At 61.2% G+C, this 23763-nt stretch carries 18 protein-coding genes and 2 tRNA genes; 7 read left to right on the top strand and 13 right to left on the bottom strand.

Translation table 11 applies throughout. From position 1 onward, the window contains the following. Positions 1-9: 9 nt before the first annotated feature. On the bottom strand, positions 10-756 hold the full coding sequence (locus M1E05_RS07630; protein ID WP_461164908.1) for a hypothetical protein: 747 nt from the start codon (positions 754-756) through the stop codon (positions 10-12). Positions 757-970: 214 nt separating this feature from the next. Here M1E05_RS07630 and M1E05_RS07625 point away from each other — a divergent pair, with 214 nt between their 5' ends. From M1E05_RS07625 to M1E05_RS07610, 4 genes are all read left to right on the top strand, one after another. Then, the gene (locus M1E05_RS07625) at positions 971-1915 is read left to right on the top strand and encodes a J domain-containing protein (protein WP_458111436.1); all 945 of its coding nucleotides are present in this window, start codon (positions 971-973) and stop codon (positions 1913-1915) included. Between the two features lie 55 nt (positions 1916-1970). Then, positions 1971-2438: a tRNA (cytidine(34)-2'-O)-methyltransferase gene (locus tag M1E05_RS07620; RefSeq protein WP_461164907.1), complete on the top strand. Its 468-nt coding sequence runs from the start codon at positions 1971-1973 to the stop codon at positions 2436-2438. A 202-nt stretch (positions 2439-2640) separates the two neighbouring features. Then, positions 2641-3246, top strand: a complete 606-nt coding sequence (sigK, locus tag M1E05_RS07615; protein ID WP_461164906.1) for an ECF RNA polymerase sigma factor SigK — start codon at positions 2641-2643, stop codon at positions 3244-3246. 1 nt (position 3247) lies between these two features. Then, positions 3248-4051 carry an anti-sigma factor gene (locus M1E05_RS07610; protein ID WP_461164905.1) on the top strand — a complete coding sequence of 268 codons (804 nt, stop codon included), beginning with the start codon at positions 3248-3250 and terminating at the stop codon, positions 4049-4051. Positions 4052-4056: 5 nt separating this feature from the next. On the opposite strand, the gene M1E05_RS07605 is transcribed toward M1E05_RS07610, so the two are convergent. The 4 genes from M1E05_RS07605 to M1E05_RS07590 all read right to left on the bottom strand — a co-directional run bounded on the left by M1E05_RS07605 (position 4057) and on the right by M1E05_RS07590 (position 8665). Further along, complete coding sequence (locus M1E05_RS07605; protein ID WP_461164904.1) at positions 4057-4833, bottom strand: PIG-L deacetylase family protein; 777 nt, start codon at positions 4831-4833, stop codon at positions 4057-4059. A gap of 3 nt (positions 4834-4836) precedes the next feature. After that, positions 4837-5790, bottom strand: coding sequence for an electron transfer flavoprotein subunit alpha/FixB family protein (locus M1E05_RS07600; RefSeq protein WP_461164903.1), 954 nt, complete (start codon positions 5788-5790; stop codon positions 4837-4839). 15 nt (positions 5791-5805) lie between these two features. Beyond that, the gene (locus M1E05_RS07595; protein ID WP_458114533.1) at positions 5806-6606 is read right to left on the bottom strand and encodes an electron transfer flavoprotein subunit beta/FixA family protein; all 801 of its coding nucleotides are present in this window, start codon (positions 6604-6606) and stop codon (positions 5806-5808) included. A 265-nt stretch (positions 6607-6871) separates the two neighbouring features. Beyond that, positions 6872-8665 carry a S1C family serine protease gene (locus M1E05_RS07590; protein ID WP_461164902.1) on the bottom strand — a complete coding sequence of 598 codons (1794 nt, stop codon included), beginning with the start codon at positions 8663-8665 and terminating at the stop codon, positions 6872-6874. A gap of 285 nt (positions 8666-8950) precedes the next feature. Between M1E05_RS07590 and M1E05_RS07585 the strand changes: the two genes are divergently transcribed. After that, on the top strand, positions 8951-11002 hold the full coding sequence (locus tag M1E05_RS07585) for a TPM domain-containing protein (RefSeq protein WP_461164901.1): 2052 nt from the start codon (positions 8951-8953) through the stop codon (positions 11000-11002). 109 nt (positions 11003-11111) lie between these two features. Beyond that, a complete protein-coding gene (locus M1E05_RS07580) occupies positions 11112-11903 on the top strand; it encodes a PspA/IM30 family protein (RefSeq protein ID WP_458111444.1) in 792 nt (263 codons plus the stop codon). Positions 11904-11985: 82 nt separating this feature from the next. Here M1E05_RS07580 and M1E05_RS07575 read toward each other — a convergent pair whose 3' ends face one another. The 5 genes from M1E05_RS07575 to M1E05_RS07555 all read right to left on the bottom strand — a co-directional run bounded on the left by M1E05_RS07575 (position 11986) and on the right by M1E05_RS07555 (position 17980). Continuing rightward, positions 11986-12918, bottom strand: a complete 933-nt coding sequence (locus M1E05_RS07575; protein WP_458111445.1) for a cytochrome b/b6 domain-containing protein — start codon at positions 12916-12918, stop codon at positions 11986-11988. 265 nt (positions 12919-13183) lie between these two features. Continuing rightward, positions 13184-13260, bottom strand: a tRNA-Met gene (locus tag M1E05_RS07570). Between the two features lie 189 nt (positions 13261-13449). Then, a tRNA-Met gene (locus M1E05_RS07565) sits at positions 13450-13523 on the bottom strand. 202 nt (positions 13524-13725) lie between these two features. Next, a complete protein-coding gene (locus tag M1E05_RS07560; protein ID WP_458111446.1) occupies positions 13726-16701 on the bottom strand; it encodes a UPF0182 family membrane protein in 2976 nt (991 codons plus the stop codon). Between the two features lie 157 nt (positions 16702-16858). After that, the gene (locus M1E05_RS07555; RefSeq protein ID WP_461164900.1) at positions 16859-17980 is read right to left on the bottom strand and encodes a YlbL family protein; all 1122 of its coding nucleotides are present in this window, start codon (positions 17978-17980) and stop codon (positions 16859-16861) included. Between the two features lie 233 nt (positions 17981-18213). Between M1E05_RS07555 and M1E05_RS07550 the strand changes: the two genes are divergently transcribed. After that, positions 18214-19656 (top strand): zinc-dependent metalloprotease, encoded by a 1443-nt coding sequence (locus tag M1E05_RS07550; protein ID WP_461164899.1) that lies wholly within the window; start codon positions 18214-18216, stop codon positions 19654-19656. A gap of 44 nt (positions 19657-19700) precedes the next feature. Here M1E05_RS07550 and M1E05_RS07545 read toward each other — a convergent pair whose 3' ends face one another. From M1E05_RS07545 to nudC, 3 genes are all read right to left on the bottom strand, one after another. Then, the gene (locus M1E05_RS07545) at positions 19701-20342 is read right to left on the bottom strand and encodes a M48 metallopeptidase family protein (protein WP_458111449.1); all 642 of its coding nucleotides are present in this window, start codon (positions 20340-20342) and stop codon (positions 19701-19703) included. Beyond that, positions 20339-22489: an ATP-dependent DNA helicase UvrD2 gene (locus M1E05_RS07540; RefSeq protein ID WP_461164898.1), complete on the bottom strand. Its 2151-nt coding sequence runs from the start codon at positions 22487-22489 to the stop codon at positions 20339-20341. The genes M1E05_RS07545 and M1E05_RS07540 overlap by 4 nt, the downstream gene beginning before the upstream one ends. A gap of 96 nt (positions 22490-22585) precedes the next feature. Continuing rightward, positions 22586-23695, bottom strand: a complete 1110-nt coding sequence (gene nudC, locus M1E05_RS07535; protein WP_461164897.1) for an NAD(+) diphosphatase — start codon at positions 23693-23695, stop codon at positions 22586-22588. Positions 23696-23763: the final 68 nt, after the last annotated feature.

Below are 23763 nucleotides of genomic sequence, written 5' to 3'. Positions count from 1 at the left end.
AAAAGGATGTCAGTCCGACGGCGGCACAACCGCCACTCTTTGGGCTACATCGGCCTTCGCAGCTGACAGCGTGCCCTGGTCGGGACAGGAAATGGAGATATAGACGGACGAGCCGGTTTCACCGAACATCCTCGCCATAATCGAGGTGGCCTTGGCCCCGGACGTGGGCCGCCTTTCAAGGACCAGGACCTCCACGTTCGGAGCGGGCTTGCCCGGTTCCCCTCCCCAACGCAGGTTGGCCAGCGTCAAGTAGTCCGGCAGGATAGTGGAATCCAGGTAAGTGAAAAGCTCCACGGTGGAGGTTTTGTCGTTGCCGCTGGCAGTCAGGGGCCACTGGTTTGTCCGCACTTTTGCGGCCACCACGCAGCCGTCGGCCTTGATGTACTGGTTTTCGCCCGCCACATCCTGCTTCCCGGGCTTCCAGCCCGGGGCCTGGGCCAGACCATCAGAAATCCCCACCGGAACCCCTGCGGGCAACGTATCGCCAGCCGCGAAAGGCATGTCCTTGCCCGCTACGGCTGCAGCGTCGTATCCCGGAGTGATCGTGGGTGTGGCTACTCCCGGGGTGGTGGGAACAACCTTGGGAGCAGCAGGGTCCGGTACATCCAGGCTGCAGCCGGCCGCAGTCAACGCCACACCGGCTGTGAGGAGAACCGCCCGAAGAACTGCGGACTGAAAACTGCCCCACTTCCCCGCCATTCGTGCTGATTTCTTGGCCGATATGACCCGCCGCGCCTTGCCTTTGACGTCCCGCACCCAGTCCCCCCGCTGCCCTGCCGAAGACGCCGTCCTGCACGGGCCTCCGCAAAAGTCTAATCTCCCGTCACCGCCATAACCGATTCGCACGGACCAGCCCCGCCGCCACGCAGGGAACCAAGAGCGGCTGTGCAGTCGTTGTGTTCCTAGCCGGTTAAACTGGCCGGACCGGACTGCCTGAGCGGGCTGGCACCTCAAGAAAAAGGATCCGTGGTTGACCCAGGGCAGCAGCTCCCACTACCAGGTTCTCCGTATCGCCGTCACGGCAACGGAGAAGGAGATCAAGGTGGCCTACCGTAAGGCTGCACGCCTTTCCCATCCTGACCAGGGCGGTGACGCCGCCGCTTTCCGCCGGGTTACTCTCGCGTACGAGATACTGATGGATCCCAAACGCCGTTCAGCATACGACCGCGCCTACGCGATGGGAACCTCAGAGGACGACGACGGCGCCCACTTCGACGCTCCAGCGGCAGGCAGCCATGCCGCATCCACCGTCCGTCGCCCCAACACTCCCCGGAATACGGCCGGTGACCCCGCCGTTTATATTCCGCCGTTCGAGACCGCCAACCAAGAGGGATATGTTCCCCTCATTCCCTCTGAATTGGCCCGCCAACAGGTGCACGGAATGCCCCGCAAACGTGGGATCTTCGGAGCCGAAGCCCGTATCCAGCGTGAAATGCGTACCGTCCAGCTGATCACCCGCCAGATCCTTCCCGCCATTCCCGCTGCCAGGCTCATCAACGGCCTTCAGTCCCCCGCGGACAACAGCCACATCGACCACGCCGTCCTCTCCGGCTACCGGCTTGCGATCATCGGTTCCATGCTGCTTCCAAAGGGTGCCTATGCGTGGAACGGCAGTACCCTCAACCATGGCGGACGCTCCATCGCGCCACCACAGTTAGCGCATGTGGTGAGGCGCATGCAGGACATTTTCCCTGAGTTGAATGTCACGGGCTGGACAGTCATACACAGCCCCGACGGTAACCTCCACGAGCCCGTCATAGACCACCACCGGCGGTCCCGGAGCAGCCTGGACATGGTGCAGGTGGTTAATGCTGCCGGGCTTGCTCGGGGGCTCAAGCAGTTCCTTAGCTCAGGACCGGCCCCCAACACGGTGAATGTGCCGGTACTGGCCAGGCTGCTCCGCGGCATGCACTAACGCGTCGGACCGGGATGCGGCCAATGGCAGCCGCAAGGGTAGCTACTATTGGACAGTGTTCCGCATCCTCTTCCACGCCCCTGAAATTCCCGGCAATACCGGCAACGCCATCCGCCTGGCAGCCATAACCGGAGCAGAGTTGCACCTGATTGAGCCTCTCGGCTTCGATTTCTCCGACGCCAAACTCCGCCGGGCGGGGCTGGACTACCACGACCTCGCCGTCGTCACCATTCACCAGGACCTGGACGCCGCGTGGAAGGCCCTTCAGCCGGAACAGGTTTTCGCTTTCACATCCGATGGCGAGGCGTCCTATACCGACATCAGCTACCGGCCGGGCGACGTCCTGCTCTTTGGCAAGGAATCCGTGGGGCTTCCGGAATCCATCAAATCCGATCCCCACGTAACCTCCCGTGTCCGTCTTCCAATGCTCCCTTCGCTGCGCTCGCTGAATCTGGCCAACGCCGCGTCCATCGCCGTCTACGAGGCATGGCGGCAGAATGGATTTGCAGGAGCAAAGCTCTAGGAAAGAGTGCTGTCTTCTTCCCATCCGAACGCCCGCCAGCGCCGAATTATTAGTAGGAAAGCGAGCGGAGGGAACGTGAGAGCGGAAGGTGACAACACTGGCAGCAAGCCCCGGCGGGGAAACTGGGACCATAACTCCGGGCGAGTCCTCCGTGGGCGTCGGCGCTCCCGCACGGTCTCCGGCGGACATATGCTTGACAGTGATGGACACTCCCAATGCGCCTAACCCTGGGGCTGCCGCCTCTACTGGCACCAGTCTCGACCTGAACCGCCGCCTGGGCTCACTGCTCGCCCAGATAGCGGGCGGAAGCCAGCCCGCCTTCGCTGAGTTTTATGAACTCACCTCGAGGCGCGTGTATGGGATGGCGCGGAGGGTGCTGATTGACGCGGAACTTAGCGAAGACACAACTCAGGAAGTCTTTCTGCAGGTTTGGCAAAATGCCTCGAAGTTCAACGATGAAGCTGGAAGCCCATTAGCTTGGCTGATGACCATTTCCCACCGCCGAGCGGTCGACAAGGTGCGTTCCACCCAGTCGGCCACGGACAGGGAAGCCAGGTACGGAGCCAGCAGCCAGGACATCGACCACGACTCCGTCTCGGACCAAGTGGACAGCAGGTTGGAGGCGGAGGCGGTTGTACGGTGCCTGGGCACATTGACTGAAACCCAGCAGGAGTCCGTCCGCCTTGCGTACTACGGCGGATTGACGTACCGGGAAGTTGCAGAGAGGCTGAATGCCGCCGTGCCCACCATCAAGTCCCGCATCCGTGACGGACTGATCCGGTTGAAGACCTGTTTGGGTGTGAGTTGAGATGACTGAAAACAACAGCGATCGTGATCCGATGACTTTTTCCGTGGACATTGCCACCGACTTGGCTGCCGGACGTGCAGCGGAGTTGGCCGAGCTCTATGCCCTGGACGCCCTGAGCGCCGACGAGCGCGCGGCTGTGGAGCGGCACGTGGCAGCAGCGACGCCCGAAGAACGCAAAGCCTTCAACGACCGGGTCCGCCAGGCACGCGAAACGCTGGCCGTGAGTTTCACCGCGGAGGAGGAGCCGTCGTCGGACCTCTTTGGCCGCATCATGGCTCAATTGCCTTCCCAACAGGAAGCCGCTCCAGCCGTCCCCGACTCCCTGGCCGCCGCCCGCCAACGGCGTGAGGAACGCCGCCGGTCCGGCCCGATGAGGAACTGGATCATCGGGGTGGCCGCTGCGGCGGCCTTGGCCCTCGGCGGAGTGGGGATCGGAGCTTACAATGCGTACCAGAACGATCCGCTGAACCAGGTCCTCCAGGCCCAGGATCTCCGTAAGGCGAGTGTGGGCGTAACAGGCGGAGGCACGGCCAACCTCGCAATCTCGCCGTCGAAGAACGCCCTGGTGGTCACCATGGACGGCGTTCCGGCGCCCCCGGAGGGCAAGGTTTACCAGATGTGGCTGATCCCGAAGGACGGTTCAGCACCGGTCTCGAAGGGACTGATGGACGCAGAAGCCTTGTCCAAGCCGGCTGTGGTTGACGGCATCCAGGCGGCAGCGTCGCTGGGAATTACCGTCGAACCGCTCGGCGGGTCCGGGTCACCCAGCACGCCGCCGGTTGCCGCGGCTACCTTGGGAGCCTGACTCCTTTAGAAGCCGGCGATGGTGCTGTCGCCGTTGATTCTGACCACGTGGAAGGCTTCAGCACTGCGGTCTTCTTTCATGCCTGCTCGTTGCCCGTTCTGCAACATCATTGCCCGCACGGTTCTGTCCATGGCCTGGACATCAGGATGCTGGCTGGTGTGGACGTGAATGGCGGCAAGCTTGTCCTCCACGTGGTCGCTGACGTCCACAAAATGGTTCTCCCGCTCCTCCGGTCCCGCGAAAAGCCATAGCCAAGGCAACTTGTACGCCTCAAGCCCGGCCTCGGCCAACTCGGGGTAGGCGAACGGGTTTTCCAGGGCCGGGTACACAGCGCGGGTCACGGCTTCCCCGACGGCCAGATGATCCGGATGGCTCTTCTGGATCCGGTTCCAGTTGCGCTCAGGGTGCATGGACAGTACGACGTCGGGGCGGACTTCCCGGATCACTTTCACAACTCCCCGCATCACCTCATGCGAGGGTTCCAGGAAGCCGTCACGTTCGTGCAGGTAGTGGATCTTAGAGACTCCGACCAAGGCAGCTGCCCTGCGTTGCTCCTCCGCGCGCAAGGCAACGATCGCTTCACGTTGGGAAGGGTTGAAACCCCCGGCATCGCCGTCGGTCATGATGCAGTAGCTGACCTCCACGCCTGCCGCGGTCCACGCGGCGACCGTTCCTGCGGCGCCGAAGTCAATATCATCAGGATGGGCTCCAAAACAGAGGACCCGCTCAACCCGGTAGGCCGGGTTGAACGGGCTCTGCGCTGAAACAGGATCAGTGCTCAATCATCAGCCTTTGCGTTTTTTGATTTCCGCGGTTGCCTGCGGCAGGACTTCGAAAAGATCCCCCACAATCCCGAAGTCTGCAATCTCGAAAACAGGAGACTCGGCGTCGTTGTTAATTGCAACAATGACCTTTGCCGTCTGCATGCCTGCCTTCTGCTGCACTGCCCCCGAGATGCCGGCGGAAATGTAAAGCTCGGGAGAAACGGTCTTTCCGGTTTGACCAACTTGGGCGTCGTGGCTGATCCAGCCGGCGTCGGTGGCGGCACGGGAAGCTCCTACTGCAGCTCCCAGCGCGTCTGCCAGCTCCTCCACGGGGCCAAAATCGCCATCAACACCACGCCCGCCGGCCACAACAATACGTGCATCCAGAAGATCCGGACGCCCGCTGGTTGCCTTGTTGCTGCGTCCGGTGATGCGGGCTGCGTTCGCCGTGACAGAGGCCGGCACCTCAATGGTGAGGGACTCTGGCACCGTCGCCGTGGCAGCCGGTTCAGGGGTCAGTGAGTTCGCTTTGACAGTCAGAATTGAGACCGGCGTGGTGGCGCGGCATACCGTTTTGTAAGAGCCCGCCAGCACTGATTTGTGAGCCGCTCCGTCTGCTTCAACTCCAACGACGTCGGTGACTACTCCTGCTCCAAGCTTGATGCCCAGCCTGGCAGCGATTTCCTTACCGTCCGATGAGTTCTCGATGAGCACCGTGCCGGCACCGGTCGCAGCAACTGCTTCAGCCAGGTAAGCAGCCTTGGGAGCTACGAGATAGTCATCGAGGTCTGCACTCCGCGGACGGTACACGGCAGTGACACCGTAGGAGCCCAAAGCAGCCGCGACGTCGTCGTTGAATTCACCGTTGAATGCCACAACCGGCTCGCCGATCGTGCGGGCAATGGTCAGCAACTCGAGGCTGCTCTTCTTGACAGCGGGGCCCTGATTGTCAATGAATACAAGTACTTTTGCCATATTCGTGGATTCCCCTTAGAGCAGCTTCTGGGCGGCCAGGAAGTCAACCAGCTTGATGCCGGCATCGCCCTCGTCGGTGATGATGGTGCCGGCGCTACGCGGCGGACGCGGTTCGGCATTCTGCACTGCCGTCAAGGAGCCGGACAGACCCACCTCGGCAGGGTTGACGCCGATGTCCGCCAGAGACAAGGTGGTGATGGTTTTCCGCTTCGCAGCGATGATGCCCTTGAAGTTGGGGAATCGCGGCTCGTTGATCTGGTCAGTCACTGATACCACGGCAGGCAACGGTGCCTCGATGGTGTCGTAGTGTGTGTCGCTGTCGCGCCGGGCAGTAATCCGGCCGTCCGAGATCTCGAGCTCCGAGGCGAAGGTCACTTGCGGGAGGCCAAGGCGTTCGGCCAGCTGCGCCGGCACAAGGGAGGTTTCGCCGTCGGTGGAAGCCATACCGGTAAGGATCAGGTCCACGGGGCCGCCCGCACTCAGATACCGGACAGTTGCGGCCAGTGCCAACGACGTGGCCGCGGCATCCGAACCCGCCAGAGCGTCATCCTTAAGGTGCACGCCCTCAGTGGCGCCAATCTGCAGGGACTTCTTGATGGCGTTGGCTGCACCTGCCGGGCCCATGCTCAAGGCGATGACCTGGTGGCCGGCTCCCTTGCCGCCTTGGGCCTCTGTCAGTTGCAGGGCGGCTTCGAGCGCATATTCGTCCAGTTCGGACAGGATGCTCTCAGCACGGTCTGTTGTGTAGTCCGCGCCGTTGAGGTGACGGTCCAATTGGGCGTCAGGAACATGCTTGACCAGCACGATGATCTTCAATGTCTCTTCCACTTTCTGTTCAGCGGCACTCCATGTCCATGGAATGCCAGCCGGGTGGGGTCATGTCCGCGGATCTTCCCAAGGGTGCGGGTAAATCCTAGCTAACCATATAGCGGCTCATACCCGCGGCCTGCGTTAACGCCTGTTTCAGACCCATTTGCTGTCCCGGCCTGGTTCCCCACATATCGAGCGCCAATAAGCAGCCGCGGACAAAGCGACGGCGAGGCACCGATGGATGCCCCGCCGTCGTTCCTGTTCGGTTTTTCTATTGTTCTGCCGCTGCTCCGAGCGTCACATCCAACTGCTGCTCCTGGCCGCCGCGAAGGATGGTGACCTTGACCGAGGCTCCCGCCGGCTGTTCGCGCACCGCCGCCGTCAGCTGGTTCGGATCACTGATGGCAAGGTCATTGAACTTGGTGACCACATCTCCGACCTTGATCCCGGCCTTGGCTGCGGCCGAACCGGACTCCACCGTGGCCACCTCAGCGCCTACTGAGAACGCTGATGCCGCACTACTTGCTGATTTTGCCTTGACACTGACGCCGAACTGGCCATGGCTGGCCTTACCGGTGTCGATGATCTCCTGGGCAACTCGTTTGGCGTGATTGATCGGAACGCTGAAGCCGACGCCGATGTTGCCGCTGCTGCTGGAGTCGCCCCCGGCGGAAGCGATGGCCACGTTCACGCCGATGACTTCACCCTTGCTGTTGACCAACGCCCCGCCGGAGTTCCCGGGGTTGATGGCTGCGTCAGTCTGGATCACGTTGAGGGAGATGGAGCCCTGGTCAGGGCTGCTCTGGCCCTGACCGCCGTCCGGCGGTGCGAACTTGAAGCCGCCTTGGTTGTCACCCTGCGAATTGTCACCGCCATCCTTGGGTGCCGCGGACGAAGCGACACTGATGGTCCGGTTCAGGGTGGAGACGATGCCGTCCGTGACCGTTCCGGTCAGGCCGAGCGGGGATCCGATGGCGACGGCGGTGTCGCCGACGTTTAGCTTCGCCGAGTCGCCCAGCGTAGCCGGAACCAAGCCGGAAGCGTTGTCCACTTTGATGACGGCAAGGTCGGACAAGGGATCAGTACCAACGATGCGGGCAGACAAGACCCGTCCGTCGCTCGTACGCACCTCTACGGTGGCGTTGGCGGCCTTGCCGTCAAGCGTCACAACGTGGGTGTTGGTCAGGATGTGGCCCTCGGTATCGAGAATGATGCCGGATCCGGTTCCGCCTTCACCGCCGCCGGTGGCTTTGATGGTGACGACGCTCGGGGAAGCCTTCTGCGCCGCTGCAGTAATAACGTTGACGTCGTCCTTGTTGTTGACGATCACGGTCCCCTGCTGGCTGCTGCTGACAGCTGCGGGAGAACCCTGGTAAAGGAAAGCGTCACTGGCCGCAACCACTCCGCCGCCCACAAGGCCGGCTGCAAGAATGCTGGCTACTAGGGTCCCGACGCCGAAAGTCGCCTTGCGCTTAGGGGAATTTGCGGGGTGAGATACATGCGACGGGCCATAAGGAGGCTGGCCACCGCTTACGTGGGATCCGCTGTGGGAGCCGTAGAACGACGTCGGCTGCCCATACGGCGCTCCATTTCCTCTTTGGGCGGGATCATGGCTTTGGTTGCCGGGCGTCTGGCTTTGGTGGCCGGGCGTCTGGCTTTGGTGGCCAAACGCCTGGCCGGCAGACTCATTGCCTGCCGGCTCATGGGTTGGAGACGCGAACCGCGCGGTTGGCGCGCTCTGTGCGTGACCGGCGGGCGGGGCGAACTGCTCAGTGCGGCCGAACTGCTCGGTGCGGGCACTCTCCCCCTCGCCCTGCAGCTCGCCCGGAGCGGACACGTTCTCAGCGGCCGTTTGGCCGGTGGCGTAGGGCTGCTGTTGGCCGGCAAGACCGGCCGTGTCGCGGGAGTATGCAGGATCTCCGGAGGAGCGCTCCTCACCTGAGGCCACAGTTGCGGCGTCAGGGGCACCTGCCTCTCCTGCTACCTGGCGGGACCTGCCCTCCTCGACGCCCGGTTCCAGGGGCTCCCGCGTCTCGGGCGAACCGCCTTGTGGGTTCTCAGTCATTGGACTTCCTTTCATCCGTGTCTGCATTAACTATGGATGCTGCGACTGAAACTAATGCGGACGTTTGCTGGGAGGTTCCTGAAAGACTCTCTCACTGCTGCCACAAGGGTTTAAGCGCGTTTCGCTGGTGGCATATTCCCTCATGTGGACGGCCCAAAAGGTGCACCATAGAATCAAATGGAAATGCCTCAGCGACCCTGCGGCTAGACATGCGTGGGGGCGCTGGTGCTTTCTGTGACGGCTGGTTCAGCCTGGACCGGCCGCGGAAGTGCTGAAGGGTTGCACATGCGGTCAAACTTTAGACGTGTTCTCGCCGTGATCGGTCTGGCCGGCATGCTGGCGCTTCCCGCCACCGCAGCCTGGGCCGAAGATCCGGTGACCATCCCGTCCGGCCAGAACATCGTTGACGACGCCAAAGTCCTCGGAGGACGAGAAGGTGAGGTCCGAGAGGCCATCAAGAAGCTCCTGGAGGATCACAAGTACAACTTGTACGTGGTCACAGTGGACAAGTTCGAAAACCCGTCCAACCCGGAACAATGGGCCAATGCTGTGGCCACCACCAAGGGAATGGGACGAGCCGATGTCATCTTGGCGATGTCAGATGACGGCAATTTCTACTTCGCCCCCAACTCCCGTAGCGCAATTGCCTCAAAGACTCCCAACATCAGCCAGAACGCCATCGTTACCAACCTGAGCGGCGGAAAACGGGACTTCGCCCAAGCCGCCATCGATACGGCACGCGCCGTCGGCGACGCAGCCAGCGGAGGAAGCGGGGAGGTTTCTTCTGGCGACGGAGCAGGAACGGCTGTCCTCGTTGGTACCGGTGTTGTCGCGGCTGGCGGCGTAGGCACCTACCTGTATCTCCGCAATCGGCGGAAAAAGGCCTCCCAGGCGTCCAGCGCCAGCTATGGGCCCCAGAGTGCTGAGCTTGATCCCCTGGCTTCACTGAGCGTCGAGGAGCTACGCCGAAAGAGCGGCTCCCTCCTGATTGAGGCTGACGACGCCATTAAATCCAGTGAGCAGGAACTCGGTTTTGCTGAGGCGCAGTACGGCGAATCTGCAGTGGGCAATTTCACTAAGGCATTGCAGGACGCCAAGGGCCACATGTCCGAGTCCTTCAAGCTGCAGCAGCAACTGGATGACCACATCCCAGACACCGAGGAGCAGCAGCGTACCTGGCTGGGCGAGATCATCCGCCGGTCCGAAGCCGCCCTCGCTTCGCTACGCGAACAGAAGGCAGACTTCGATTCCCTCCGGGAACTGGAGAAGACCGCACCGCAGGCTCTTGCCGCGGTGAACGCGGGAGCGCGCGAGGCAGAGGCGAAAATCGCCAACTCCGAGCAGACCTTGACAGGACTCAGGGCCAAGTACGCAGACAGCGCCCTGGTGCAGGTCTCTGACAACATCACTCAGGCCAAGGATCGCCTCGCCTTCGTTCAGAATGCCACCGAGACGGCCCAGGAGAAGCTTGCCGCCGGTGAAGGCAGCCTCGCGGCGGTAGCCGTCCGGGCAGCAGAAGAGGGCCTCCACCAGACAAACGTTCTGATCGATGCCATATCCAAGGTCTCGAGCAACCTCGACGAGGCCCGAACCGGACTGGAAGCCGCCGTCGTGGACATCTCCCAGGATCTGGTTCAGGCGAAGGCCATGATCCAGTCGGGGGCCCATCCGGAGCTGGCTGGACCTGTAGCGCGCGTAGAGGCTGCCCTGGACCAAGTGAAAGAGGAAATCCAAGGAGGCAAGATCGATCCCATTGCCACTCTGGAACGTGTGGAAGCTGCCCACCAGTCCCTGGACCAGGCGCTCAGCGGTATCAGGGACCAGCAAGAACAGGCCCGCCGGGCACAGGCTGCCCTCCAGCAAACCATCATGTCCGCCCAGGCGCAGATCAGCGCCACGTCGGATTACATCACTGCGCGGCGCGGAGGAGTCGGGACCGAGGCACGTACCCGGCTGGCCGAAGCACAACGCAACCTGGACTATTCCTTGTCCATCTCCAGAAACGATCCCGTCACCGCACTCACCTATGCCCAGCAAGCGCACGCATTGGCCGCACAGGCAGCCCAGCTGGCCCAGACCGACGTTGACCATTTCGGTGGCTACGCCAACCAGGGCTATGGCGGCGGCGGGATGTTCGGGGGCGGAGGAGGCGGCGGCCTTGGTGGCGCCATCCTGGGCGGCATCCTCATCAACTCCATCCTCAACGGCGGAGGCGGCGGCTGGGGCGGCGGCCACAGCGACGGTGGAGGCTGGGGCGGAGATTCCGGCGGTGGAGATTTTGGCGGAGGCGACTTCGGAGGCGGCGACTTCGGAGGCGGGGATTCCGGCAGCTTCTAGGCCCGAATGACTAGGCGCCTCAGAGGATGACCTTTGAAGCGGATAGAGCGGTACATCATTTGTTCACTGAAATCAGTGGGAACAACCGAGCAGGACGAAAGGTAACACCATGGTTAAGCAGTCCATTTTCGGCCGCATGGCGCAGCTTGCGAAGGCGAACATCAACTCCCTGTTGGACCAAGCCGAGGATCCGCAGAAGATGCTGGACCAGATGGTCAGGGACTACTCCAACAACATCGCCGAAGCTGAATCTGCGGTTGCCCAGACCATCGGCAACCTGCGGATGCTCCAGGACGACTACAACGAAGACATCAAGAACGCCCAGGACTGGGGCAACAAGGCCCTGGCTGCTTCACGGAAGGCAGACGAGTACCGGAGCGCCGGCAATGCTGCTGACGCCCAGAAATTCGACAACCTCGCCAAGGTAGCACTTCAGCGACAGATCTCCTCGGAAAACGAAGCGAAGTCCGCAGAGCCCAGCATTGCGTCCCAGACCGAGGTCGTGGATAAGCTCAAGTCCGGCCTGGACATGATGAAGGGCAAGCTTAACGAGCTCACCAGCAAGCGCAACGAATTGGTTGCCCGGTCCAGGACTGCCGCCGCCCAGTCCCAGGTCCACGATGCGCTCAAGAGCATCGACATCATGGATCCCACCAGCGAAGTGGGCCGCTTTGAACAAAAGATCCGTCGGGAAGAAGCGAAGGTCCGGGGTCAGCAGGAACTGGCAGAATCCAGCCTGGACTCCCAGTTCAACCAGCTTGAGGATCTCGGCGAACAGACCGAGATTGAAGCCCGCCTCGCTGCCCTGAAATCAGGCGGCGCAAAGCCTGCAATCGGCGCCGGAAACGGCTCCCAGGCATCCGAAACCACAGTCGAGGAAGCAGACTTCGACAAGCTCTAGAAGTTTCGCGGACGTACTCACCCCTTGACGTAATTGAAGGCCGGGATTCCCATGGAATCCCGGCCTTCAGTCTTGGAAGCGGTTAGCGGGTGACCTTACCCATGAGGGAAGCTATGGGGCGCAGGAAGAGCGGCCTGGCGAGGAACCAGGCGCCGACCATGACGGCCACGGAGACAGCGAATATCCAGAAGCCCACCCAGTTCTCCTCGTCGCTCCCGCCATACATGTGGTTCAAGTTCCGCAGCGCCCCTGTGGCCAGGACCAGGAAAACGTGGACCGCGATAAAGGCCACAAAGTAGATCATGACGGGGAAGTGCACTGCCCTTGCCGCTTCAATCGGGAAAAGCCTGTTGAGTGTGGGCGCCTTCTTGGGCCAGACTGACGACATCCTCAAACCCGTGATGAAGGCAAGTGGTGCTGCGATAAACACGGTGGCAAAATACGTCAGCAGCTGAAGTGCATTGTAGTTTATCCAGCCGTTCTCAGTGGGCCAGTTCAACGACGCATACTGGAGCGCAGCCGAGAGTGCGTTGGGGAAGACGTCCCATGATGTGGGAACAATACGCATCCACTGACCCGTAGCGAACAGAAGGATGGCAAACACAACGCCGTTCAGGATCCACAGGACATCCAGGGTGAGGTGGAACCACAGATCAAGGCTGATTTTGCTCGGGGGGTTCTTGGTCCTGATGAACCCCTTGTTGTTCCTGGTCCAGTGCGCAGCCGGGCGGGCGGTGGTGCGAACCTGCCACCCCGTACGGATGATGAGAAGGAGGAAGAAACCGTTCAGGAAATGCTGCCACGCAAGCCAGGCAGGAAAGCCAACCGGGGCCCCGCTCGGGAGCTCTGAATGGCCGGGATACTGCTCCAGAAAGTCGTTGACCCCGGACAGCCCCGTCAGCCACTTCGTCAGGAGCACGATCAAGAGCATGGCAACCAAGGCTGCCGGCACCGCCCAGTAGCGCTGCACCCACTTGCTCTTCGCGGTTCCGGACTTCTTCGTTGGCACTGACATCGAAAAGCATTCCTCTCGAGAATGATCGACTGATAGTAATAGCTGCTTGCTTCGGCCGGACGGCAGGAGCGCACGGTCTATTGCTGACCGCCTTAATAGCTTGGATCATCACAGGCCGCAAGAGCGAAATATGGCGGGGCTTCAGTCATGCCCCGCAACATATTCATCCCTGGCATCCTGCGATCGAGAATACTAGGAAATGCTACTAAATGCGGGATCCAAAGAAGAGGCCCCGACCGGTCGTATTGCCGGTCAGGGCCTCTAGTGGTTGCGGGGACAGGATTTGAACCTGTGACCTCTGGGTTATGAGCCCAGCGAGCTACCGAACTGCTCCACCCCGCGTCGCAAGATCAAGCCTACCCTAGATTTTGGGCCCCAAAGTCCACCTCGGAGATGAGCCCACTCCTGCCCTCGGAGAGCGCCGCCGAACTGGTTCATTCGTCAATCGGGTTTCTTAAGCAGTTCAAATCCGGGTCTTAAAGCAGAAAGTCCGGAATACTTTTTCAAGCATTCCGGACTTTCATTTTTCAGTTGCGGGGACAGGATTTGAACCTGTGACCTCTGGGTTATGAGCCCAGCGAGCTACCGAACTGCTCCACCCCGCGTCGCAAGATCAACTCTACCTGCCGCCCAACGGGAGGCCAAATCGAAGCGGGGTGATGTACGTCTCCGCCCAGGAACTCCCTGTGTTGGTAACCGGAACGGCGGATGCGGGAACAATGACGGCCGGTCCTGCCTCCACACTGTGGAGACAAGACCGGCCTTCTGCTACTGCTGCGTCGCTACGGCCCGGAAGGCCTTCCAGGGTCAGCTGGTGGGGCTGGGGGACGGTGTCGGCGTAGCTGTAGGCGAAGCAGCGGGCGCTGCTCCGGGAACAGCCAACTTAGCCTCAGCATCGATGGCTCTCTTCAGGGCATCCGCCAATCTCCGCTGCTGGTCACCGTACGCTGCAAAATCGCCCTCAGCCAGTGCTGCCTGGCCGGCCGCTATGGCTGCGTTCGCTTCGTCCAGTGCCGCCTTCAGCTCCGCCTTGGCATCCGTGGTGCCTGGCGCCGGAGGGGTTGTACCCCCTGGAGCAGGAGGAGCCTGGCCATTGTTGGCAGAGTCACCTGCAGCAGCACCAGAATCGCCTCCGAAGAGCTGCTTCAGGGCTTCGTCCAAAGTGGGAGCGAAGCCTATCTTGTCACCAAAGGCTACGAGCACTCGCTGAAGCGTAGGGTACGAGGTCTCGCCGGTGGACTTGAGGTAAACCGGCTGGACGTAGAGGATACCGCCGCCTACAGGCAACGTGAGCAGGTTTCCATTCAACACGTCTGACGCGCCCTGACGAAGCAAGTTAAGCGCCTGGGAGACTGTTGGATCAGAGTTGAACTTGTTCTGAGCCTGTCCTGGACCGGGCACCTGAGTTTCCGGCGGAATCTCCAGTAACCTCAACTTGCCGTAGCTCTCCGCCTTGACGCCCTTCTCTTTGCCAGCATCCGAGTCAGCGGCCAAGAAGCCGTAGAGCACATTCCTTGCACTGCCATCAACGATCTGGGGAATAAATGAGGATGTGAGCTGGAATGCTGAATTTTCCTGATCCGGCATCTGGAGCGACATGTAGAACGGAGGCTGCTTAACCTCACGCTCCACCGTTGGATCGTTGGGGACGCTCCAGACATCATCGCCTTGGTAAAAGCTGTCCGGCTGGGTGACGTGGTAACGGCCCAGGAGCTCACGCTGAACCTTGAATAGGTCCTCGGGATACCTAACGTGGCTCATCACGTCACCGGACATTTCGGAGTAGGGCTTCAGCGACGTTGGGAAGACCTTCTGCCAGGCCTTCAGGACCGGATCCTGGTCGTCCCACGCGTAGAGCTCCACCGAGCCGTCGTAGGCATCGACGGTTGCCTTCACCGAGTTGCGGATGTAGTTCACAGAGCTGTTGGGCAAGGCTACAGACCGCCCGGCCACCGTCTGCGAGTCCGCAGTTGCTTCAGATAGCTGCTCCTGCTGCGAATACGGGTAGTACTGGCTAGTGGTGTACCCGTCAACGATCCACTTCACTCGTCCATCTACAACCGCCGGATAAGCATTGCCATCCACAGTCAGATACGGTGCTACTTTTTCCACCCGCTCACGGGGACTCCGTTCGTACAGAATCTGCGATTCGGAATTCACGGCGTCGGACAGCAGCAGATCGCTCGACTGGAACTTTATTGAATACAGGATTCTGTTCAAGAAACTGCCCACATTTGGACCACCATTGCCAGTGAAGGTGTACTGGGTATCCCCACCGCCTTCCCTCGCCGAGGGACGGTCCTGTTCACGGTGTGGTGAGCCTTCCGGCGCCCCGACAATGGAGTATTCAGGGGAGTTCTCCCCGAAGTAGATGCGCGGTTCGTATGTGGAGTCGTCACCAAGCACACCCGTGGAAGGGATACCTGCCTGCAGGAAGTCCGGCTTTCCGTCCACGGTGAACTTGTTGCCCTTGGCGGCAACCACGCCGTAACCGTGGGTGTAAACGGCATGCGTGTTCAGCCAGGACTGCTGGTTTGCGCTCAGCCCGCCTGGATTGAGCTCGCGGACCGCAATAACGGTGTCCTGGACTTTGCCGTCCACCTCATAGCGGTCCACGTTCAAGGTCTCAGGGAACGTGTAGTACGGCCTGTACTGCTCCAGCTGTGCAAACGCATCGGAGATCAGGTTTGGATCGAGGAGACGGATGTTCTGCGTTGTCTGGGCATCCGGGGCCAAAGCCCCCGACGTTGCCGTGTTGGTGGCGTTGTAGCGCTCCACCTGAATCTTGTCCAGACCGTAGGCTGTTCTGGTCATCCCGATGTTCCGCTCGATGAATTCCTTCTCGAGGGTCTGCTCGGAGGGCCGGACCTGGAACTGCTGGATGACCCAAGGATAAACTCCACCGGCGAGAATGGACGTGATAACCAGCATCGCTGTACCAATGACAGGCAACCGCCACTTGCCGATGATGGCAGCAACGATGAAGAGAATTGCCACCAGGACGGCTGCCACGGCCAGGATTGCCTTGGTGGGAATGACGGCGTTCACATCAGTGTAGAGCGCTCCGGCCCAGCGTCCTCCGTTGTTCTGGAGGGCGGCATACCTGTCCAGCCAAAAGTTCACACCCAGCAGCAGCAGGAATGTGCCGCCCGTTACAGCGAGATGGATCTGTGCTGCGCGGCTGGTGAAGATGCCGCGTTCCATGATGCGGATACTGCCGTACAGGTAGTGCGTCAGGATTCCCGCGATGCCTGCGACCACGGCCACACTGATCAGGAAGCCCGTGACGAACCCCAGGAACGGCAACGTCATGAGGTAAAAACTAATGTCCAGCCCAAACTCGGGATCACTCTGGCCAAACGGAACCTGGTTGAAATACAGGAGGACTTTCTGCCACTGGCTTGCAGCGGCACTGCCGGCAAAAAGGCCGAAAAGGATGGGGAGTCCGACCATCACGACCCGGCGGACGGGCTCAAGCTGCGCCTGGTAGCGGTTCAGGTTGTCCCGTATTTCGGCGTCGGGAGCGTAGACAGGCCTGGCGTTATAAGCAATGCGGATCGCGAAGTACATTGCGGCCGCCATGATGCCAAAGCCCGCGACAAAAATGCCGATCCGGGCCAGGTTCTCCGTGAGGAAGACTTCAAAGTATCCGAGCTGCTGGTACCACAGGACATCTGTCCAGGTGTTGGCGAAGAAGATGAATCCGACCACAACCAGGGCAACGACGATCAGGGTCGGCGTCAGGGCGCTGCGCCTTGACTGCGTAGTGCTTGTGGGCGGCATGGGGCTGGCGGGACGGGTCAAACTTTGTACCTCATAGCTGGTCGTCTGATTCGCGGGTGATGCTGTTGTGGCGCAGGTGCCAGCTCCCGTTCACAGACTGGCGCTGACTGGTTATATATGCCACGAGTGGCGGTGGAGCTAAGTTCCTCGATTTAGTCTAGTCGGTGGTGCACGTCGGGAGTGCGGCCGTGTCCTGTCCGGCACCGACCAACTCGACCGCTTTCTTGGCTTGAGCGAGGTTCTCGATTTTCACTACCTGTAGACCGTCGGGAATATGGCCCAGAACCTGCTCACAATTTGCTGCCGGGGCAAGAAAAACGGTGGCGCCGGAACGTTGGGCACCAACCATCTTTTGCCCTATTCCTCCAATCGGGCCCACTGATCCGTCGGGGGAAATAGTTCCGGTTCCCGCAATTTTCCGGCCGCCAGTGAGGTCACCGGGAGTCATGGTGTCCACAATGCCCAAAGCGAACACCATGCCGGCGCTCGGACCTACCACCTCCTGTAGGGAGATGTTTACCTCAACAGGAAAAGTGAAGTCGTATTCCAGCTGGACGCCCAGAATGTAACGGCCCGAGGCGTTCTTGGCGGGGGTGATCGTTTCGGTGACACTCGTGCCGTTGCGGTCGACGACGACGGGCACCGGCTTCCCTGCCCCTGCCGCCAGCTCTTCCTGAACAACGTTCAGGGCAGTTACGGGTTTTCCCCCGACGGACACGAAAACGTCTCCGCGTTCCAGCTTTCCTTGCGAAGGGGAGGAGTCCGGAACGTCGGCTATCTTCAGCTTTTGGTCAAAGGGGACGTCCAGTTCGTTCAAGGCCGCAGCTACAGCGTCCTCCTGGGAGGTAGTCATGGCCGCGGCGCCTTCCTGATCCGACTCTTCCCTGGTGATGCCCTCGGGGTAGATCATTTCAACGGGATAGACGGCTTTTGATTCGTCTACCCACGCGGCAAATGCCGATAGCACTGAGACGTAACCTTTCGGACCGCCTTCGACGTAGACCGTGGTGAGATAAAGGTTTCCGTTTGCAGGAAACGTTTCCCGTCCCTTAATACTGATGACGGGATTGCCGGCCTTGTCCACACCGAGGGTGTTATAGGTCGGGCCGGGAGTCTCCACCACGTAGGGCACAGGAAGAGTGAACAGCCCGATGCCGAGAATGAGTGTCAGGACAGCCGAGACAGCCATCGCCGTGAATCGCTTGTCCTCAGACGGAGAACTGCCTTCCGGGCCTGCTTCAGGCCAGCCCACCTGCTGGTCGCCCTCAGTTAGCGTCAATGAAGAACCTCTCCCCTACCGGCTTTTGACCTCGCATGCACCAGCTGTCAGCGCTACTCATCACGGGGTCACGCTCAAAGGCGTGCCTATATGTCCAGTCTCTAACATTACGCGGTGTATCCGGCGGCGGGCTCTTTGCCTAGAGCGAACGAAGCCGGCTTTCGGCAGACAGCCGCTCGTTGACCGGGGTACCGTGAACTTGATCAACAGTCACACCGACGATCGGCGGGATCATGACCTCCAACCCACTCAATCCGTCCAATGGCGACGAGAACCCGAAGGATCCGCTGGCAGAAATGCTGCAGAACCTGATGGGTGGCAAGGGTATGGGCAATATTGATCCCGCTGAACTTGCCAAAGCAGCCGGCCTTCCCGAGGACCCGAACCTGCTGGCCCAGATGTTTTCGCAGGTCCAGGCCATGATGAGCGCTTCCTCAGAAGGCCCTGTCAACTGGCAACTGGCTCATGAGAACGCCCGCAGGGTTGCGGCCAGCGGTTCAGACCCTTCAGTCACCTCGCAGCAATCCCGCGAGATCGATGAAGCCCTTCGCCTTGCCGAGCTGTGGCTTGATCAGGTGACTGAGCTTCCGGCCACGGGGCTCATCGGCCGGGCCTGGTCCCGGGCAGAGTGGGTTGAAGAAACGCTCGGCACGTGGAAGCGGCTGACTGAACCCGTGGCAAACAGCATCGCCAACGCCCTGACGAATGCTTTGAGCGACCAACTGCCCGAGGAAATGAAGTCCATGATGGGTGGCGCTTCCTCGATGCTTCAAAACATGGGCGGGGCAATCTTTGGCATGCAGCTGGGCCAGGCTATCGGCGCCCTCTCGGCCGAAGTTGTCAGCTCCACCGATATCGGGGTGCCCCTGGCCGATCTGGAGATGGCGCTGCTTCCGGCCAACGTGGCAAAGTTTGGAGAGGGGCTCAGCCTGCCCGAGGGAGACATCCGCCTTTTCCTCGCGGTCCGTGAAGCTGCCCACGCCCGCCTGTTCGTTCAGGTGCCATGGCTTCGTGGACATCTGCTGGGAGCCATCGAGGCTTACGCCCGTGGGATCCATATCGACATGACCAAGATTGAAGAATTGGCCAGGGAACTGGATCCCGGCAATCCTGAAGGTATCCAGGAGGCACTCTCCCAGGGGGTCTTTATGCCCCAGCGCACACCTGCCCAGGAACAGGCCCTTGAGAAGCTCGAAACCGCGCTGGCCCTGGTTGAGGGCTGGGTGGATGAGCTCACCGCTGCGGCCACGGAGAAGATGCTTCCGTCAGCCTCTGCACTCCGCGAGACTGTCCGGCGCCGACGGGCTACCGGGGGCCCCGCTGAACATGCCTTCTCGTCGTTGGTCGGATTGGAGTTGCGTCCGCGCAGGCTCCGCGAAGCTGCCACGCTCTGGGCAACGCTAAAGGCCGAGAGGGGCGTTGCCGGCAGGGACGCCATCTGGCATCACCCTGATTTGCTTCCCACAGCCGAGGACCTCGATGATCCTCAGGGTTTCAGTAGCCGCCGCAAACTTGCGGAGGCCAGTGAGACGGAAGTGGACGACGCGCTCCAAAAGTTGCTGCGTGGCGGATTCGATGAGGAAAAACCTGAGGATCCGGAGACTCCCGCCGAAGCGGACGACGACAGCAAGAAGGATGACTCCAACGGCGACGACGCAGGCACATCCAAAAGCTGAATGACCCAGCATCCCGAGAGGATCCATCCCAATCTGCGGTGCGGTCAGTCAGCGTCGGCGCATCCGGGCTCCAAAGCGTCTTGATGTTGGCTGTCGTCTGAAGCGGCTTCGCCTGAAAGCCTCCCCATGCCACGGGATGTGGCAAAGGAAACGCCCTCCAGGAAGGCTTTAGCCCGCCCCGTCTCCGGATAGGACTCCAGCAACCGCCAGAAGGCGGCATTATGTCCGGCAACCAGCAGGTGGGCGAGTTCATGGAGCAGGACGTAATCAATCACCCATTGGGGCATCGGCTGCAGCTTGTCAGACAACCTGATGGTGCCTTCGGAAGGGGTCGCTGAGCCCCACCTCGAGTTCTGGTTGCTTACCCAGCGGACAGACGTGGGAACGGCCCGTCCCGCAAGGTAGCGTGCCGATAAAGCCGCTGCGTGGTCCGCCAGCGCGGTGTCTGTGGCGGGATTCCGTTTGCCGGCGCCCGCCGACCGGCGCAAGCCCTGCCGCCGGAGTTTAGCCAGCATCCGGCTGACCCACTCTTTCTCCTGGGCCCGGCTGAAATGCGCCGGGATCGCAACGACGGCTTTACCGTCTTCCCAGAAAGCAGCGACAGTCCGACGACGGCGGGCCGAGCGGCGTACCACCACCGGCGCGCCGTCGTGCGTTAACGGTAATTCTCCCGCACCCGGAGTCATACAGTGCTGCTTTCCACCAGCACCGCAAGGACAGCCTGGCCATAGCGTTCGAGTTTGGAAGGACCCACACCCGCCAGTTGCGCCAGCTCTTCCAAGGACGACGGGCGCGCCTCCGCAATGGCCGTCAGCGTTGCGTCGGTGAAGACGACGAATGCCGGTACGTCGGCTGTCAGCGCAACGTCCTTCCGCCATTGCCGCAGTGCCTCAAACGTCTGTTCCTCATAGCTGGGCGGACACTGGCTGCAGCGCCCCACTTTGCGTTCCGCTCCTGTTGACAGCATGCTCCCGCACGCCCTGCACATAGACGGAGCGGCGGCTTTCCGGCGTGGAGCCGCTCCGGCACCCCTTGTTGAGGAGGTGACGACGGAATCCGGCCTCAAGCCGTCAAGGAAGCGGGACGGTTTACGGTTGGCCCTGCCGCCCGGCGTCCTTGCCGAAGACCAGGACAGGGACAGGTGCTCACGCGCGCGTGTGATCCCGACATAGAGGAGGCGGCGTTCCTCGTCCACAGCCTCTGGCGTATCGGCGAAGGAAATCGGCATGAGCCCTTCGCTTAGACCGACGAGGAACACTGCATCCCATTCCAGGCCCTTTGCTGCGTGCAACGACGCAAGAGTGACACCCTGGACCGTAGGCGCATGCTGGGCCAGGGAACGTTCCTGCAGCTCGTTGACGAAGTCCGAGAGATTGAATTGTGGTCCCCGGCTGAGCACGAGTTCGTCGGCAAGCGCAACCAAAGCAGCCAACGATTCCCAGCGTTCCCGCAAAGCCCCGCCACTGTGCGGTGCAGAGTCTGTGTACCCCAGTGAAGCCACGATGTCCCTTACCAGCTGGCCGAGAGGTTCCGGCTCTGACGACTCTGCCGCAGCCCTGGTGGCAGCCCTCAGTTGGAGGATGGCGTCCCGCACTTCCTTTCGGGCGAAAAACCGCTCCCCGCCCCGGAGTTGATAGCCGATGCCGGCGGAAGCGAGCGCCTGCTCATAGGCCTCAGATTGTCCGTTCGTTCGGAACAGGATGGCGATCTGGCTTGCAGGCAGGCCTGAATCGAGGAGTGCGCGGATCTTCCCGGCCACCGTGGCCGCTTCCGCTTCATCGTCTGCGCACTCGGTGAACTGAGGCACGGGTCCGGGAGCCCGCTGGGCCACAAGCTTCAGGGGCGCAGCCCAAGCCCCGTCCGCTGCGGGTCCCCCGCTCCTGCGGTTGGCAAGCAGGTCATTCGCCAGTTTCACCACCTGCGGCGTGGAACGGTAGTCACGGATAAGCTTCACCACATTCGCCGCGGGATACATCGTCTTGAATCCCAAAAGGTGCTTGGGCGATGCGCCGGTAAATGAGTAAATGGTCTGGCTGGCATCCCCCACGACGCACAATTCGTCGCGTCCGCCCAGCCAGAGCTCCAGGAGTCTTTGCTGAAGCGGCGAAACATCCTGGTACTCGTCGACCACGAAATGGCGGTATTGCTCCCGTACCGTTGCCGCCACCTTCGGATCCTCCTGAAGGATCCCGACGGTTATCAGAAGGACATCCTCGAAGTCGATAACATTCCGGTCTGTCTTGACGTCCTCATAGGACTGGAAGACCCGTGCGACGGCGGTGAGGTCGAAACCGCCAGGGGTTCCCCTGTCCTGCGCATTCTCCAGGTAGTTGGCAGGGGTCAGCATTGACACCTTGGCCCATTCAATTTCCGACGCCAGGTCACGGATGGACGCGCGGTCAGTGCTGAGCCGAAGACGCCGGGCCGCCTCGGCGATCATCTGCGCCTTGTGATCCAGCAGATTCGGCAACGTTCCACCCACTGCCTGTGGCCAGAAAAACTGGAGTTGCCTTAACGCCGCAGCGTGGAAGGTTCGGGCCTGGACATTGCCGACTCCCAGGTCGCGGAGTCTGCTCCGCATTTCCGCCGCTGCCCGGGCAGTAAAGGTGACTGCCAGCAGCCTCTGAGGGCTGTAGACACCGGAATGCACGCCGTACGCGATTCTGTGCGTGATCGCTCTTGTCTTTCCCGTTCCGGCCCCCGCGAGCACGCAGAGGGGTCCGTTCAAGGTACTGGCGACTTCGCGCTGTTCGTCGTCCAGACCGCCGAGGATACGCTCCTCAAGCGTTGCGCCATCGAGGGGCGCTGTTCCGTCCAGGTTTTCTGTTGTCACTTCTACTGCTCAATTGATCGGTGGGCGATGATCGGTGGTGCATATTGATGCCATGGAAAGCTGTGGTTCAATAGCGCGTTCAAGAGTACAGCGCTTTCAGGAACCGGTTGGGCGGTCCTGGATCACTCCGCCGTACCAGTGCTCAATAAGGGACCTCGAGATGGACAACCTGCTCGATATGACGACGTCTCCTTGGAGGACCGCGTCCTGTAGCTCTGCCCGATTGAACCAGCGCGCCCTGGTGACCTCAACGCCGTCGGGCCGTGGCTCAACATCGGACGTCAGGGCGGTAAAGCCCAGCATAAGTGATGCAGGAAACGGCCAGGACTGTGAGCCGAGGTACTGGCAGGCATTCACGCGCACCCCTACCTCTTCAAAGATCTCCCGGACTACTGCCTGCTCAAGGGACTCCCCCGGCTCCACAAAACCCGCGAGGGTTGAATAGTTTTTGGCATCGACTGGACCCCCGCCGCCAAGAAGCAACCTGCCATCCGCACCGACCACCGTAACGATGATCGCAGGATCGGTCCGGGGATAATGCTCTGAACCATCCTCAGGGCAACGGCGTACCCATCCGCCTGCCTCAACAGTGGTCCTGGCTCCGCAGCGGGGACAATGCGTATGCGTGCTGTGCCAGTTGGCAATTGCGCTTGCTTCGACGAACAATGCGCTATGCAGGGCATCCAATTGCGCGGCTACATCCCGAAAACCGGCCCACTCTGCGGCCTTCGGAATGCCGGAAGTGCCAGGAGCCAAGGCATCAGCCAAGACAAAGAGGACGATCCCGGTGTCGGGGGCGATGCGTTCATCGTCCAATGGGGATCCGAGATAGATAACATGCCCGGGCCGCACACCCGCCTCGCCTAAACTTTGGGCCAAGAAGGCAGCGTCGAGGAGCACCAGCTCGTTCGCCTGCACCAACGCCTTTCTGCCCGCGAGGACCATAGCCAGGGCGTTTCCCGATTCGATGAGGGCCTGAACCATTCCTGGTTTGAGGCGCTCCGAGGATCCACGATCCACCAGGGCCGGGCGGACGGGAAGCAAGTTGTCAGTCAGGTGGTTGGCTCTGGTGGAGGAAAGCGGAAGCCCTCCCGACTCCTGCGTTTCCCGTGGCCGGCCTTGCTGCGGTGCAGTTTCATGCTGCACTACAGGTCCGCCCTGCACTACAGGTCCGTGCTGCGGTACAGGTGGCTCAGCAAGACTCATGTACCTACCGTACTGACTCGGGCTGACAATTGATATTTCGGCCCCTTCCATGCGCTGCCGCACAGAAC

This window comes from Arthrobacter sp. R4-81, from assembly GCF_054792365.1.
This window is presented reverse-complemented; position numbering and strand designations above follow the sequence as displayed.

Excerpts from the sequence above, each read along its gene's own strand:
- sigK (WP_461164906.1), top strand. The coding sequence starts at position 2,641 with ATGGACACTCCCAATGCGCCTAACCCTGGGGCTGCCGCCTCTACTGGC.
- M1E05_RS07610 (WP_461164905.1), top strand. The coding sequence starts at position 3,248 with ATGACTGAAAACAACAGCGATCGTGATCCGATGACTTTTTCCGTGGAC.
- M1E05_RS07600 (WP_461164903.1), bottom strand. The coding sequence starts at position 5,790 with ATGGCAAAAGTACTTGTATTCATTGACAATCAGGGCCCCGCTGTCAAG.
- M1E05_RS07590 (WP_461164902.1), bottom strand. The coding sequence starts at position 8,665 with ATGACTGAGAACCCACAAGGCGGTTCGCCCGAGACGCGGGAGCCCCTG.
- M1E05_RS07585 (WP_461164901.1), top strand. The coding sequence starts at position 8,951 with ATGCGGTCAAACTTTAGACGTGTTCTCGCCGTGATCGGTCTGGCCGGC.
- M1E05_RS07580 (WP_458111444.1), top strand. The coding sequence starts at position 11,112 with ATGGTTAAGCAGTCCATTTTCGGCCGCATGGCGCAGCTTGCGAAGGCG.
- M1E05_RS07575 (WP_458111445.1), bottom strand. The coding sequence starts at position 12,918 with ATGTCAGTGCCAACGAAGAAGTCCGGAACCGCGAAGAGCAAGTGGGTG.
- M1E05_RS07560 (WP_458111446.1), bottom strand. The coding sequence starts at position 16,701 with ATGCCGCCCACAAGCACTACGCAGTCAAGGCGCAGCGCCCTGACGCCG.
- M1E05_RS07550 (WP_461164899.1), top strand. The coding sequence starts at position 18,214 with ATGACCTCCAACCCACTCAATCCGTCCAATGGCGACGAGAACCCGAAG.
- M1E05_RS07545 (WP_458111449.1), bottom strand. The coding sequence starts at position 20,342 with ATGACTCCGGGTGCGGGAGAATTACCGTTAACGCACGACGGCGCGCCG.
- nudC (WP_461164897.1), bottom strand. The coding sequence starts at position 23,695 with ATGAGTCTTGCTGAGCCACCTGTACCGCAGCACGGACCTGTAGTGCAG.